Below are 13,899 nucleotides of genomic sequence, written 5' to 3'. Positions count from 1 at the left end.
GAGAAGGCCGGATGCCCCTCCTCACGCCACGGCGGGGGGAGGGGCATCCGGCCCTCTTCGACGGCGAGCCGTGCGATCAGATCGCCGCCGTGACCGCGAACTCGACGAAGTAGTCGGGGGTGGCGAGCTTCGCCTCGACCGTGGCGCGGGCGGGAGGGTTGGCGCCGTCGACCCAGGCGTCCCAGACCGAGTTCATGTCGGCGAAGTCCGCGATGTCGGCGAGGTAGATGGTGACGCTGAGCAGCTTCGACTTGTCGCTGCCGACACTCGCGAGCAGCTCGTCGACGCGTTGCAGCGCAGCGCGGCTCTGCTCGACGACGGTGGCGCCTTCGGCAACCTGGCCGGCGAGGTAGACGGTGTCGCCGTGGACGACGGCCTGGCTCATGCGGGGGCCGGGCTGGATGCGCTGAATGCTCACAAGGATCTCCTGTTGCGGGTCGGGGGTGGGAAGTCAGGCTATCGCTCGCCATCGGCGCCCGCCCGCGCCAAGCTTGAGTGCATGACGATCTCAGAGGCCGACCTCGTCCATCTCCGTCGCGCGGTCGAGCTCGCCCGCGAAGCGCTCGCCGGCGGTGACGGCCCGTTCGGGTCGGTGCTCGTCGACGCGGCCGGCGTCGACCGGTTCGCCGACCGCAACCGTGAGGAGACCACCGGCGATCCGACGCGGCATCCCGAGTTCGAGATCGCCCGCTGGGCCGCGACGAACCTGACCGTCGACGAGCGTGCGGCGGCCACGGTGTACACCTCGGGGGAGCACTGCCCGATGTGCTCGGCGGCGCACGCCTGGGCCGGGCTCGGCCGGATCGTCTACGTCGCCTCGGCCGAGCAGATCGCGGGGTGGCGCCGCGAGCTCGGCGCCCCCGCCTCGCCGGTCGCGCCACTGCCGATCACCGTCGTCGCGCCGGGCCTGCCCGTCGAGGGGCCGGTCGACGAGCTCGTCTCCGAGGTGCGGGTGCTCGTGGAGCGCGCGGTCCGCTCCGCGTAGCGACGCCCGCTACTCGACGAGCTTGCCCGCCACCGAGACCTCATCGCGCATGAGGGCCGCGATCTCGGCCGGGATCGGCGGGATCTCCTCGCGCGTCACACCGGTCGCGGGCGACCAGACGAGGTTCACCTGCAGCTCGGGGTCGGTCGACGGGTAGTCGCTGCGGTTGTGGCAGCCGCGGGTCTCGCGGCGCTCGAGCGCCGCCTCGAGCGTCGCGCGGGCCGCGAGCACAGCCGACTTGAGGTCGAAGGCGTGTGCGAGGTCCTGGTACCCGGCGATGTCGGGGTGCACGCCGAGGTCGGCCATGCGGGCCTCGATCGCGTCGAGCTCGGCGAGCCCGGCGGTGAGGCCCTGCTCGTCGCGCACGACGCCGGCGTGCTCGGTCATCGTGTCGCGGATGACCCGCTGGAGGGCTCGCACGTTCTCGGTGCCGTCGGCGGTGAGCAGCGCGTCGATCTCGTCGCGGGCGGTCTGCACGGCGGCGGCCGAGCGAGTCTGCGCCGCGAGCGAGCGCGAGTAGGCGGCCGCGGCCTCGCCGACGATGCGCCCGAAGACGAGCAGCTCGATGAGCGAGTTGCCGCCGAGGCGATTGGCGCCGTGCAGACCACTGGATGCCTCGCCGATGGCGTAGAGCCCCGGGACATCCGTGCCGTGGTCGTCGGGGCGCACCCACACGCCGCCCATCGAGTAGTGCGCGGTCGGCGCGATCTCGATCGGCTGCGTCGTGATGTCGAGCATCTGCAGCTCGAGCATGGTCTGGTACACACGGGGGAGGCGCTGCATGATCGTCTCGCGGGGCAGGTGCGAGACATCCAGCCAGACACCGCCATTGGCGGTGCCGCGGCCCTCCTTGATCTCGGTGTAGCAGGCGAGGGCGACGCGGTCGCGGGTCGAGAGTTCGAGGCGCTCGGGGTCGTACTCGTGCATGAAGCGCTCGCCGAGGCCGTTGGTGAGGATGCCGCCCTCGCCGCGGGCGGCTTCGGAGATGAGGGTGCCGGCCGCGTTCTCGGGCTCGATGATGCCCGAGGGGTGGAACTGCACGAGCTCGGGGTCGCGGAGGCGGCCGCCCGCCTCGACGGCCAGGCGGAACGAGTCGCCCGTGTTCTCGTCGCGCCGAGATGAGGTGCGACGCCAGATGCGGTTGTGGCCGCCGGCGGCGAGGATGACGGCGTCGGCGTGGATGAGGTAGCGCGTGCCGTCGTCGAGGTCGAAGCCGTAGGCGCCGAACACCGTGCCGTCGTCGTTCACGAGGATGCGGGTGACGTAGACCGTATCGAGGATCGGGATGTCGAGCTGCGTGGCCCGGTTGACGAGCGTGCGCTGGATCTCGAGCCCGGTGTAGTCGCCCGCGAAGGCGGTGCGGCGGTAGGTGTGCGCGCCGAAGAACCGCTGCGAGATGCGACCGTCGGCCTCGCGGGCGAACGGCATGCCGTAGCGCTCGAGATCGTCGATGCCGCGGGCCGCGCCCTTCGTCACCGTCTCGACCGTGCGGGGGTCGGCGAGCAGGTAACTCTCCTTCAGGGTGTCGGCGGCGTGCTGCTGCCAACTGTCGTCGGCGTCCATGGTGGCGAGGGCGGCGTTGATGCCGCCGGCTGCGAGCGAGGTGTGGGCATCGTGCCTGGGCCGCTTGCCGAGCGCGAGCACGTCGACGCCCGCCTCGGCGAGCTCGATGGCGGCGCGCAGACCCGAGCCCCCGGCGCCGATCACGAGCACGGTGGTGGAGATCTGCCGCTCTGACGCGGTGCTGACTGAGGTGGTCATGCGTTCAACGGTAGGTTCGAGAGTTCGATTACTCCAATGCATCATTCATGTAGCAACGATGCGCGTACGCTATATGTCATGAACCTCGAACAACTGCGCGGCTTCGTCGAGGTGGCCCGGTTCGGCAACTTCACCCGCGCCGCCGAAGAGCTCTACCTCGCCCAGCCCTCGCTGAGTCGCCAGATCGCCGCCCTCGAGCAGGACCTCGGCGCCGAGCTGTTCCACCGAGCTCGCGGCGGCAGCACCCTCACGGTCGCCGGCGAGTCGTTGCTGCCGCTCGCCCGACGCATGCTCGCCGACGCCGAATCGGTGCGCAGGGAGCTCGCCGAGCTCGCCGGCCTCGAGCGCGGGCGGGTGCGGCTCGGGGCCACGCCGACCCTCTGCATCAGCCTCGTCGCCGAGGTGCTCAGCGCGTTCCACGCGGAGCATCCGGGCATCGAACTGCACCTCTCGGAGCGCGGGTCGCGGCGCCTCCTCGACGAGCTCGCCGGCGGCGAGCTCGACCTCGCGTTGATCACCACCTCGGATGCCTCGTCGGCCGAGCGCTTCACCGTGACCCCCCTGCTCGTGGAGGAGCTCGTCGTGATCTCGTCGGCCGGTGCCCCGCCGCTCACGATGCACGACCGCATCACGCTCGGCGACGTCGCCGAGCTGCCGCAGATCGTCTTCAGCGCGAGCTACGACCTGCGCGCGGCGACCGATCACGCCTTCGCCGCGGCGGGGCTCGCTCCCGAGGTGGTGCTCGAGGGTGCCGAGATGGACGCCGTGCTGCGGTTCGTCGAGCGCGGCCTCGGCGTCGCGATCGTGCCGGCGATGGTGCTCATCGACCGGCCCGGCCTGCGTTCGGTGAGGCTCGACGCCGCCTCGCTCGACCGCACCATCAGTCTCGCCCGACCGGTGGGCGTCGCGCCGACCGCGGCCGTCGAGGTCATGCAGCGCACGATCGCGGCGACCGCGGCCGGATTCGCCGCGCGGGCCGGTGCGACCATGCGGCCGGCCGACGAGGTGGAGCCGCCGCGGGGGTAACCGGTCGAGCGGGGTCGACGAAACCGGGTGAACCGGTCGAATCTGGGCCGACGATGCCGGCCCGACACCTCACGAGGTGGTGCCGGGCCGGGTGCCCGTGGCGTACCGCCCGTGCGAGACTGCTCGGATGACCGACATCGACCTCGCCCGCATCGAGGCGGGCTCGGTCACGCTGCACGACGCCCGTCGCAAGGTGCGCTGGAGCGTCGAGCTCGAATCGTTCGAGATCGGCGTCTACCCCGTCACGCAGGAGCAGCTCGGCGAGCTGCTCGGCGAGACGGCCGAGCATCCGCGGCGACCGGCGAGCGACGTCAGCTGGCTGCGCGCCGTGCGGTTCTGCAACGCGGCCTCCGAGTGGGAGGGCCTCGACCCGGCGTACTCGTTCGACGGCGAGGAGGTCGCCTGGCACGTCGACTCCGACGGCTACCGGCTGCCCACCGAGGCGGAGTGGGAGTTCGCCTGCCGGGCGGGCTCGACCGGACCGCACTACGGTCCGCTCGCCGAGGTCGCCTGGACGGCCGCCGACGGCGTGGGCACGCCGCAGCCGATCGGGGGCCGGCTGCCGAACCTGAACGGCCTGTTCGACACGCTCGGAAACGTGTGGGAGTGGTGCTGGGACCTGCTCGACCCCGCCCGCTACGACGACTACCGGGTGTTCCGCGGCGGCGGCTTCGCCGACGACGCGTGGAGCGTGCGCGCCTCGACCCGCCGGGGCGGCGCCCCGCGCATGCACCACGAGGATGTCGGGTTCCGCGTCGCTCGCGGCGGCTTCGATGCGACGGATGCCGCGCAGGGCTGGTCGGCGGCCGCCGACCGCGAGCGCGCCGATATCGACGGGCCGTTGCCGCCCGGGTGGACCCCGCGGCGCTGAGCCGTCTCGGCTCCGCGCGGAACCTGTGGGCTGAGCGCCGGAAGGCCCGGCACCTCGATCGAGGGGCCGGGCCTTCCGTCTCCGAATGTTCTTGCGGTGTCAGACGCGCGCCCCGCGGGCGACCGCGTCGCCGAGCGCGGCGGCGTCGAGCGCGAAGAGGTCGCGCGAGCCGGCGGTCGCCGCACTGGCGAGGCCGGCCGCCTGCGGCAGCAGCTGCTCGGCGTAGAAGCGGGCGAGCGGCAGCTGCGTCTCGGCGATGCCGTCGGCGTCGAGGCCGCGCGCGGCGAGCGCCGACTTCGCCATCAGCCAGCCGCCGACGACGAGGCCCCAGATGCGCTGGTACGGGGTCGAGCCCGAGAGCACGGCGTTCGGGTCGGTCGCGCCGGTGCGGAGCATCCACGCCGTCGTCTGCTCGAGCGTGCCGAGCTGGGCGTTCAGCTGGGCGCGGATCGAGGCGAACTCCTCGCCCGCGGCGGCCAGGTCGGCGTCGAGTTCGCGCATGGTCGCGATGAATTCGAGTGCGGATGCCCCGTCGCGCACGGGGAGCTTGCGGCCGACGAGGTCGGCGGCCTGGATGCCGTTCGTGCCCTCGTAGATCGCGGCGATGCGCACGTCGCGGTAGTGCTGCGCGGCGCCCGTCTCCTCGATGAAGCCCATGCCGCCGTGGATCTGCAGCGCGAGCGAGGTGAGCTCGTTGCCGAGGTCGGTGCCGAACGACTTGCTGATCGGGGTCAGCAGGCCGACGATCTCGTTCGCGCGGGCGCGGATCGCGGCATCGGGGTGATGCGTCGACACGTCGGCGTACGTCGCGGTCAGCAGCATCATGCGGCGCATCGCGGCGATATACGCCTTCTGCGTCATCAGCATGCGGCGCACATCGGGGAAGTCGATGATGGGGGAGTCCTCGGTGGCGCCGATCGCGCGGCCCTGGATGCGCTCGCTCGCGTAGTCGAGCGACTGCTGATACGCGCGCTCCGACACGGCGAGGCCCTGCATGCCGACCGAGAGGCGGGCGCTGTTCATCATCACGAACATGATGCGCATGCCGATGTTCTCGGCGCCGACCAGGTAGCCCGTGGCGTCCTCGTACGAGAGCACGCACGTCGGCGAACCGTGGATGCCCATCTTGTGCTCGACGCCGACGGTGTGCACGCCGTTGCGCTCGCCGATCGAGCCGTCCTCGTTCATGAGGAACTTCGGCACGATGAAGATCGAGATGCCCTTGGTGCCGGCGGGGGCGTCGGGCGTGCGAGCGAGCACGAGGTGCACGATCTGCTCGCTGAGGTCGTGGTCGCCGAAGGTGATGAAGATCTTCTGGCCGGTGATGCCGTAGGTGCCGTCCTCGCGCTTCACGGCCTTCGTCGTGAGGGCGCCGACGTCGGAGCCTGCGTGGGGCTCGGTCAGGTTCATGGTGCCGGTCCACTCGCCCGAGACCATCTTCGGCAGCCACTGCTGCTTCTGCGCGTCGCTGCCGTAGTGCAGCAGAGCCTCGATGGCGCCCTGCGTGAGCAGCGGGGCCAGCGCGAACGCCATGTTCGCGGTCGTCATGAGCTCTTGGAGGGCGAGGCCGACCGTGCGCGGGAACCCGCCGCCGCCGAACTCCTCGGGCAGCGGCACCGAGCCCCAGCCCGCGCCGACGTAGGCCGAGTAGGCCTCCTTGAAGCCCGTCGCCGTGGTGACGGTGCCGTCGGGGTTCAGCGTCGAACCCTCGAGGTCGCCGGCACGGTTGGTGGGGGCCACCATCTCGGTCATGAAGTTGCCGGCCTCATCGAGGATCTCCGTGACCGTCTCGAGGTCGGCGTGCTCGTAGCCGGGCAGCTGCGCGACGGCGTCGTAGTCGACGACGTGCTCGAGGGCGAAGGCGATGTCTGCAACAGGGGGTCGGAATCCGCTCATGCCCGCAGCGTAACCCCGCCCCTCCGTGCCGGCCAGCGAAACTGTGGGGGTTCCACGAGCGGCTCGGGCGAGCCCTCCGGCTGCTTTGGCGGCATCCCACAATTCAGTGCCCTTCTCAGGCAAGCAAGTGCTTGGTTAGGATGAATCGTCTCTCGTCGAAGGAGCGGAATGAAGATCGTCGTCCTGGTCAAGGAGGTCCCCGACACCTACGGGGACCGCAAGCTGAACCTCGAGACCGGCCTCGCCGATCGCGCGGCGAGCGACACCGTGCTCGACGAGATCGGCGAGCGTGCCCTCGAGGTGGCGCTCTCCTACGCCGACGGGCACGCCGACACCGAGGTGGTCGTGCTCTCGATGTCGCCCGAGGCTGCGGCGGCGACCGTGCGCAAGGGCCTCGCGATGGGGGCCTCATCGGCCGTGCAGCTCGTCGACGAGGCGCTCGTCGGCGCCGACCTCGGTCTCACCGCCGAAGCGCTCGCCGGGGCGTTGCAGCACATCGGGTACGACCTGGTGATCGCCGGCAACGAGTCGACCGACGGATCGGGCGGGGTGCTCCCCGCGATGATCGCCGAGCTGCTCGACGTGCCGAACGCGACGAGCCTGAACTCGGTCGAGATCGCCGAGGGCGAGGTGCGCGGCGAGCGTGCCAGCGACCACGGCACGATGCAGGTCACCGCGACGCTGCCCGCCGTGATCTCGATCACCGAACGCCTGCCCGACGCGCGTTTCCCGAACTTCAAGGGCATCATGGCCGCCAAGAAGAAGCCCTTCGAGACCCTCTCGCTCGCCGAGGTCGGAGTCGACGCCGAGACCACCGAGGCCTCGCGCTCGATCATGATCTCGCTCGCCGAGAAGCCGCCGCGCACGGCGGGCACCAAGATCGTCGACGAGGGCGACGCCGGCGAGCGCCTCGCCGAGTACCTCGTCCAGAACCGGCTCGCGTAAGGGGATCGACCATGACTGACTACCCGGCCGACTCGATCCTCGTCCTGCTCGACACGACGCCCTCGGGCGCGCTCACCAAGAGCGCCGCAGGGCTGCTCGGCGCCGCCGCCGGCGTCGGCACCCCCGTCGCCCTGATCGTCGCCGCCGGTGGCGAGCAGCTCGCATCCGACGCGGCCGCGCTCGGCGCGGCCCGGGTGCTCGTCGCCGAGCCCACCGAGCTCGGCGCGCAGCTGACCGTGCCCGTCGCCGATGCCCTCGCCGCCGCCGCAGAGCTCGTGCGGCCCGACGCCGTGCTCGTCTCGAACTCCATCGAGGGCCGCGAGATCGCGGCGCGGTTCGCGGCGCGCTCGCGCTCGGGCCTCGCCGTCGACGCCGTCGGCGTCTCCCGCGACGCCGAGGGCGTCATCGCCCACCACTCGGTCTACGGCGGTGCCTACAACGTCGACTCCGCAGTGACCTGGGGCGCTCCCGTCATCACCGTTCGCGAGGGCGCGATCGATGCCCGAGCTGAGGCGCAGCCCGTCTCGATCGAGCGGCTCGAGGTCGCGGCATCCGCACGCAGGGCAGCCGTGATCGACAGCGTCGACGAGGCGGTCGTCACCTCCTCCCGCCCCGAGCTGCGCGGCGCGGCGAAGGTCGTCTCGGGCGGCCGCGGCCTCGGATCGGAGGAGCAGTTCGCCCTCGTCGACCAGCTCGCCGATGTGCTCGGTGCCGCAGTCGGCGCCTCGCGCGCCGCCGTCGACGCCGGCTATGTGCCGCAGTCGTACCAGGTCGGCCAGACCGGCGTCTCGGTATCGCCGCAGCTCTACATCGCGCTCGGGATCTCGGGCGCGATCCAGCACCGGGCCGGCATGCAGACGGCGAAGACGATCGTCGCGATCAACAAGGACGCGGACGCCCCGATCTTCGAGATCGCCGACTTCGGCATCGTGGGCGACCTGTTCACGGTCGTGCCGCAGCTGATCGCCGCGCTCGAGGCGCGGAAGGCGTAGCGGCCGATGGCGACGTACGGGCGAACGACGCGGCAGGGGCTGCCCCGCATCTCGGGCGGCGAACCCTGGCCGCCGGTGTCCGAGCGGGCGGCGGCAGCGCCTCCCGCCGAGGCGCCGGCTGCCGTCGTCGTCGCTGCAGAAGCGGCCGAACCGTCGGCACCTGCTGCGTCGTCGACCGAGACCGCGACGGCCGCTGCGGTCGCTGCGGTCGCTGCTCCCGCCGCTGCGACCACGCGTCCGCTGCGGCGAGGCCTGCCGCGCGTGTCCGGCGGCGAGCCGTGGCCCCCGGCCGGCGCAGCGCCGGCTGCTGCTGCTGGCATCGTGGCTGCGTTCGCCCCGGCGGTGCCGGCGGCTCCGGCGGACGTCCCGACGGCCGCTGCTCCCGCTGCCGCGACGGCCGGCACGAGTGCCGTCGCAGCCGGCGTCGCGCTGCGACGTGGGCTGCCGCGCACCCCCGACGGTGAGCCCTGGCCCCCGGCCGGAATCGCGCCCGCCCGACCCGAACGCGCGGTCGAGGCGCCGGTCGTCGAGGTCGCACCCGTGGTCGAGGCGGCTCCCGTCGAGGCCGAGCCCGCCGCGCCCGCCGAGCCCTCCGCCGCACCGGCGCCTCGGCGCACCCCGATGACGCAGCCTCGTCCTGCGGCGGTCGCCGCGGCATCCCCCCGCCCTGCCGCCGAGCCGTGGCCGAAGCGCTACGGGCCGTACACGCGTGCCGAATGGGCCGGAGGCCTCGCCATCGGCGGATTCGGGCTGCTGCTCGCCGCGACCGGGGTCGTCGTCGTGGTGAACTGGCTGCTCGCCCTGGCGCCGATGCAGGACTTCATCGCGCGCTACCCGGGCGAGTATCACCTGCCCGAGTCGGCCCCGGTCGGCATTCCGGCGTGGATCGGCTGGCAGCACTTCTTCAACGTGTTCCTGATCGTGCTCATCATGCGATCGGGCCTGCAGGTGCGAACCCAGAAGCGGCCGACCGCGTTCTGGTCGCCGCGGTGGAACGCCAAGCGCAAGATCAGCCTGTCGCTCTGGTTCCACCAGTCGCTCGACATCCTGTGGCTCGTCAACGGCCTCGTGTTCGTCGTGCTGCTCTTCGCGACCGGACAGTGGATGCGGATCGTGCCGACCAGCTGGGAGGTCTTCCCGAACGCGATCTCGGCGCTCCTGCAGTACCTCTCGCTCGACTGGCCGACCGAGAACGGCTGGGTGAACTACAACAGCCTGCAGCAGATCGCCTACTTCGTCACCGTGTTCCTCGCTGCGCCCCTCGCGGCGATCACCGGCGTGCGCATGTCGGGGCTCTGGCCGAAGAACGCGAAGACGCTCAATCGCATCTATCCGGTCGAGTGGGCCCGTGCCGTGCACTTCCCGGTGATGCTCTACTTCGTCCTCTTCATCATCGTGCACGTCGGACTCGTGTTCGCGACCGGGGCGCTGCGCAACCTCAACCACATGTACGCGAGCCAGGACGTCGTGAACTGGACGGGATTCTGGATCTTCGTCGGATCGCTCGCGGTGATCGCCGCCGCGTGGGTCGCCGCGCGTCCGCTCGTTCTGGCCCCCATCGCACGCCTGTTCGGCAAGGTCAGCGGGCGCTGACGTGGGCGACGGTTCCGCGCGGCGCGAGCAGATCATCGCGATCGCGACGAGGCTGATCGCCTCGCGCGGCTACTCGTCGACGACCGTGCGCGACATCGCCGACGAGGCCGGCATTCTCTCGGGCAGCCTGTACCACCACTTCGCCTCGAAGGAGGCGGTGCTCCAGGAGATCCTGCGTACCTTCATGGATGACACGCTCTCGCACTTCGAGCGCATCGTCGCGAGCGGGGGCAGCCACCGCGAGCACCTCGACCAGCTCATCGAGCACGCGTTCCTCACGATCGAGCAGCGACCCGATGAGGTGAGGATCTACCAGAACGAGACCGGGTTCCTGATGACCCAGCCCGGGTTCGAGTTCCTCGTCGACGGCGCCGCGCGCATCGAGGAGCTCTGGATCGAGCAGATCACGGCGGGCCAGTGCGACGGCGTCTTCCGCGACTCGGTCGATCCCCGTCTCGCGTTCCGCTTCATCCGCGACGCGGTCTGGTCGACCGTGTTCTGGTACCGGCCCGGTGGCCGCCACACCGCATCGAGCGTGAGCGCGAACTACCTCGAGCTGCTGCACTCGGGACTGCTCGCGAGCTGAAGAGCGGCGCCGTCGCGTTCAGCGCGCGCCGAACAGCCGTCGAGCGATGATCATGCGCATGACCTCGTTCGTGCCCTCGAGGATCTGGTGCACGCGCAGGTCGCGGACGACCCGCTCGATGCCGTACTCCGACAGGTACCCGTACCCGCCGTGGAGCTGCAGCGCGCTGTTCGCGACGGTGAACGCCGCATCGGTCGCGAACCGCTTGGCCATCGCGCATCGCGCGGTGGCGTCGGCGTCGCGCGCGTCGATCGCCGCGGCCGCGTCGTGCACGAGCAGGCGAGCGGCATGGAGTTCGGTCGCCATGTCGGCGAGGGTGAACGCGACCGACTGGTGCTCGGCGAGCCGGCGCCCGAAGGTCTCGCGCTCGCCGACGTACCGCAGCGTGCGGTCGAGGGCCCATTGCGCGCCGCCGAGCGAGCACGCCGCGATGTTCACCCGACCGCCGTCGAGCCCCGACATCGCGATCGAGAAGCCGTCGCCCTCCTCGCCGAGGCGGTTGCGCACGGGCACGCGCACCTCGTCGAGCACCACCTGGCGGGTCGGCTGGGCGTTCCAGCCCATCTTCTTCTCTTCGGGGCCGAAGGAGAGGCCGGATGCCCCGCCGGGAACGATGATCGCGCTGATCCCGCGGGATCCGGACTCGCCGGTGCGGGCGAAGACCAGGTACACCGCCGACGAGCCCGCGCCCGAGATGAACTGCTTGACGCCGTTCAGCACGTACTCCTCGCCCTCGCGCCGCGCGGAGGTCGTGACGGCCGCGGCATCGGATCCCGCCGACGGCTCGGTGAGGCAGTAGCTGCCGCGGTCGACGAGCGAGCTCATGCCGGGCAGCCATCGCTCGCGCTGCGCGTCATCGCCGTACCGGTCGATCATCCAGGCGACCATGTTGTGGATCGACAGGTAGGCGGCGATCGCCGTGTCGCCCCTGGCGAGCTCCTCGAAGACGAGCGCCGCGGTGAACCGCCCCAGTGACGAACCGCCGAATTCGTCATCGACGTAGACCCCGCCGAGACCGAGCCGGCCGGCACGTTCGAGGGTGTCGACCGGGAAGTGCTTCGTCTGGTCGCGCTCGTTCGCGAACGGGGCGAGCTCGGCCGCGGTGAACTCGCGCACGGCGGCCACGATGGCGAGCTGATCTTCGGAGAGTGCCTTCGACATTTCTCAATCAGCCCTTCTACGTGCCGACGTGGCCGAGCCTAGTCGGGTGGGCGGCGATTCACGAGAGCCGACTGGCACGCGATGCGCGCGGAGGCCGCGACGGGCGCGTACTGTGGTTGGGGGTCGCCGCAGTCGCACTCGAACGAGTGGCCGGGCCGGCCCCGCGGGCACCTGAACCGACGCCCGAACGGAGCAACGATGTCCTGGGACGACGATTTCGACGCCGACGATCGCGGCGAGCGTCGGTCAGCCCGCTCCCGGGTCGGCTGGGGGCGGGCCATCGGCCGCGTCGCACTCTTCCTGGGCGCCGCCGTCGGGGTCGTCGCACTCGTGGTCGGCGTGGTCGTCGCCGTGAACCTCATCGGCACCGCCAGGAACCCCGGCGGATTCGCCGCGCCCGCGGCGTACGGCTCGTACGTCGCGCTGCCGCCGACGACCTCGCAGCCCGACGAGCTCGACCAGGGCGACGGCGACGACTCGGCCGACGGCGGTACCGCGACGCCCGACGACCCGGCGGGGCTGTCGGGCTCGGGCCACGAGTCGCTGCCGGTGCCCGCGATCGACGGCGACTGGCTCGGGATGGTGGCCGATGCCACCGGGATCCCCGAGCGGGCGCTCTCGGCGTACACGCTCGCGCACGTCGCGCTCGCCGAGGAGGAGCCGCAGTGCGGCGTCGACTGGGCGACGATCGCCGCGATCGGGTCGATCGAGTCGGACCACGGCCGCCACGGCGATTCGGTGCTCGGAGAGTCGGGCGACGTGGCCCCGCCGATCATCGGCCGGGCGCTCGACGGCGACGGAGTGGCGAAGATCGCCGACACCGACGGCGGCGTGCTCGACGGCGACACCACCTGGGACCGGGCGGTCGGGCCGATGCAGTTCATCCCGTCGACGTGGGCGAAGTGGGCGAGCGATGCGAACGGCGACGACGTCGCCGACCCGCACCAGATCGACGACGCCGCGCTGACGACGGCGCGCTACCTCTGCGCGGCGGGCTCGATGACGAGCCCCGAGGGCTGGCGCGATGCGGTGTACTCGTACAACCACGACAACGACTACGTCGACAAGGTCGCGCGCGTCGCACAGGAGTTCGCGGACCTGGTGGGCTGATCGGCCGATCGCCAGCGCGGCGGCTCAGCGCTCGGCGTCGAAGGCCTCTCGGGCATCGAGGATGTCGGTGCGGTGGGCCGCCGCCCAACGGGCGAGCTCGATGACGGGCTCGGAGAGCGAGCGGCCGAGCGGGGTCGCCGCGTACTCGACCCGCGGTGGGATCTCGGGGTAGCTCGTGCGGGTGACGAGGCCGTCGCGCTCGAGGCTGCGCAGCGTCTGGGTGAGCATGCGGTGCGAGATGCCGTCGATCTTGCGCTGCAGTTCGGTGAAGCGCAGTGGGCCGTCGTGCAGCACGCCGATGACGAGCATGCTCCACTTGTCGCCGACGCGCGAGAGGATCTCGCGGATGAGTCCGCTCGCGGGGTTGTCGACGCTGCATGCGGCGGTGCCCTCGTGCCCGACGGGTGCGTCGATCGGCGGAGCGGCGAGGACGCGTGGGGATCGCGTCGGCATGGGCGGCTCCTTTCGCTCGGCCCGTTACGCACCTCGAGGTGCGTTTCGCACGAAGAAGTGCCGGGGCCTCGAGGCATACGATACCGGATCGTGCGTTACGAACTCATCGTAACCGAGAAGGGACTCCCATGATCATCGCCCTCTGGATCGCCACCGCCGTGCTCGCCCTCGCCTTCGTGATGGCCGGCACGATGAAGGTCGTCACCCCCTACGAGCGCGTCGGCGAGAAGATGGCCTGGGTCGAGGTCGTGAACCCCGCCCAGCTCAAGGGCATCGGCGCACTCGAGGTGATCGGTGCGATCGGCATGATCCTGCCCGCCGCGACCGGCATCGCCCCCTGGCTCACCCCTATCGCGGCCTTCGCGCTCGCCGGCATGATGGCCGTCGCCGTGGGCCTTCACGTCCGCCGCCACGAGCCCTTCGCCCCGAGCCTCGTGCTCGGCGTCATCGCGCTCGCGATCGGTGCGGGATGGCTGGTCTTCGCCTGAGCCGGGCCCGGGCGGCGCCCGCCGCACGGCGC

General features: G+C 71.5%; 14 protein-coding genes. 9 read left to right on the top strand and 5 right to left on the bottom strand.

Translation table 11 applies throughout. From position 1 onward, the window contains the following. Nucleotides 1–76 precede the first annotated feature (76 nt). Nucleotides 77–418 (bottom strand): RidA family protein, encoded by a 342-nt coding sequence (locus GQQ93_RS15090; RefSeq protein WP_157425065.1) that lies wholly within the window; start codon nucleotides 416–418, stop codon nucleotides 77–79. 81 nt (nucleotides 419–499) lie between these two features. Here GQQ93_RS15090 and GQQ93_RS15085 point away from each other — a divergent pair, with 81 nt between their 5' ends. Further along, the gene (locus GQQ93_RS15085; RefSeq protein WP_157425064.1) at nucleotides 500–985 is read left to right on the top strand and encodes a nucleoside deaminase; all 486 of its coding nucleotides are present in this window, start codon (nucleotides 500–502) and stop codon (nucleotides 983–985) included. A 9-nt stretch (nucleotides 986–994) separates the two neighbouring features. On the opposite strand, the gene GQQ93_RS15080 is transcribed toward GQQ93_RS15085, so the two are convergent. Then, nucleotides 995–2,746, bottom strand: a complete 1,752-nt coding sequence (locus GQQ93_RS15080; RefSeq protein WP_157425063.1) for an L-aspartate oxidase — start codon at nucleotides 2,744–2,746, stop codon at nucleotides 995–997. A 78-nt stretch (nucleotides 2,747–2,824) separates the two neighbouring features. Here GQQ93_RS15080 and GQQ93_RS15075 point away from each other — a divergent pair, with 78 nt between their 5' ends. Further along, the gene (locus GQQ93_RS15075) at nucleotides 2,825–3,772 is read left to right on the top strand and encodes a LysR family transcriptional regulator (RefSeq protein WP_157425062.1); all 948 of its coding nucleotides are present in this window, start codon (nucleotides 2,825–2,827) and stop codon (nucleotides 3,770–3,772) included. A gap of 127 nt (nucleotides 3,773–3,899) precedes the next feature. Next, complete coding sequence (locus GQQ93_RS15070; RefSeq protein WP_157425061.1) at nucleotides 3,900–4,643, top strand: formylglycine-generating enzyme family protein; 744 nt, start codon at nucleotides 3,900–3,902, stop codon at nucleotides 4,641–4,643. Between the two features lie 99 nt (nucleotides 4,644–4,742). Here GQQ93_RS15070 and GQQ93_RS15065 read toward each other — a convergent pair whose 3' ends face one another. Next, on the bottom strand, nucleotides 4,743–6,539 hold the full coding sequence (locus tag GQQ93_RS15065; protein WP_157425060.1) for an acyl-CoA dehydrogenase family protein: 1,797 nt from the start codon (nucleotides 6,537–6,539) through the stop codon (nucleotides 4,743–4,745). Between the two features lie 168 nt (nucleotides 6,540–6,707). On the opposite strand from GQQ93_RS15065, the gene GQQ93_RS15060 reads away from it, so the two are divergent. From GQQ93_RS15060 to GQQ93_RS15045, 4 genes are read left to right on the top strand one after another with little or no spacing between them, the layout of a single operon-like run. Then, nucleotides 6,708–7,484, top strand: a complete 777-nt coding sequence (locus tag GQQ93_RS15060) for an electron transfer flavoprotein subunit beta/FixA family protein (protein WP_157425059.1) — start codon at nucleotides 6,708–6,710, stop codon at nucleotides 7,482–7,484. 11 nt (nucleotides 7,485–7,495) lie between these two features. Beyond that, nucleotides 7,496–8,476, top strand: a complete 981-nt coding sequence (locus GQQ93_RS15055) for an electron transfer flavoprotein subunit alpha/FixB family protein (RefSeq protein WP_157425058.1) — start codon at nucleotides 7,496–7,498, stop codon at nucleotides 8,474–8,476. 6 nt (nucleotides 8,477–8,482) lie between these two features. Further along, nucleotides 8,483–10,069: a cytochrome b/b6 domain-containing protein gene (locus tag GQQ93_RS15050; RefSeq protein ID WP_157425057.1), complete on the top strand. Its 1,587-nt coding sequence runs from the start codon at nucleotides 8,483–8,485 to the stop codon at nucleotides 10,067–10,069. A gap of 1 nt (nucleotide 10,070) precedes the next feature. Further along, nucleotides 10,071–10,655, top strand: a complete 585-nt coding sequence (locus GQQ93_RS15045; protein WP_157425056.1) for a TetR/AcrR family transcriptional regulator — start codon at nucleotides 10,071–10,073, stop codon at nucleotides 10,653–10,655. Between the two features lie 18 nt (nucleotides 10,656–10,673). Here the strand turns inward: GQQ93_RS15045 and GQQ93_RS15040 are convergent, their stop codons facing one another. Then, complete coding sequence (locus GQQ93_RS15040; RefSeq protein ID WP_157425055.1) at nucleotides 10,674–11,816, bottom strand: acyl-CoA dehydrogenase family protein; 1,143 nt, start codon at nucleotides 11,814–11,816, stop codon at nucleotides 10,674–10,676. A 198-nt stretch (nucleotides 11,817–12,014) separates the two neighbouring features. On the opposite strand from GQQ93_RS15040, the gene GQQ93_RS17970 reads away from it, so the two are divergent. Further along, the gene (locus GQQ93_RS17970) at nucleotides 12,015–12,926 is read left to right on the top strand and encodes a lytic transglycosylase domain-containing protein (RefSeq protein ID WP_212277356.1); all 912 of its coding nucleotides are present in this window, start codon (nucleotides 12,015–12,017) and stop codon (nucleotides 12,924–12,926) included. 24 nt (nucleotides 12,927–12,950) lie between these two features. Here the strand turns inward: GQQ93_RS17970 and GQQ93_RS15030 are convergent, their stop codons facing one another. After that, nucleotides 12,951–13,379 (bottom strand): winged helix-turn-helix transcriptional regulator, encoded by a 429-nt coding sequence (locus tag GQQ93_RS15030; protein ID WP_157425054.1) that lies wholly within the window; start codon nucleotides 13,377–13,379, stop codon nucleotides 12,951–12,953. Nucleotides 13,380–13,507: 128 nt separating this feature from the next. On the opposite strand from GQQ93_RS15030, the gene GQQ93_RS15025 reads away from it, so the two are divergent. Further along, complete coding sequence (locus GQQ93_RS15025) at nucleotides 13,508–13,867, top strand: DoxX family protein (RefSeq protein WP_157425053.1); 360 nt, start codon at nucleotides 13,508–13,510, stop codon at nucleotides 13,865–13,867. Nucleotides 13,868–13,899: the final 32 nt, after the last annotated feature.

This window comes from Agromyces lapidis (genome assembly GCF_009749405.1).
Lineage (GTDB): Bacteria > Actinomycetota > Actinomycetes > Actinomycetales > Microbacteriaceae > Agromyces > Agromyces lapidis.
Note: the sequence above shows the minus strand (reverse complement) of the source record. Positions and strands in the feature narration are given on the sequence as shown.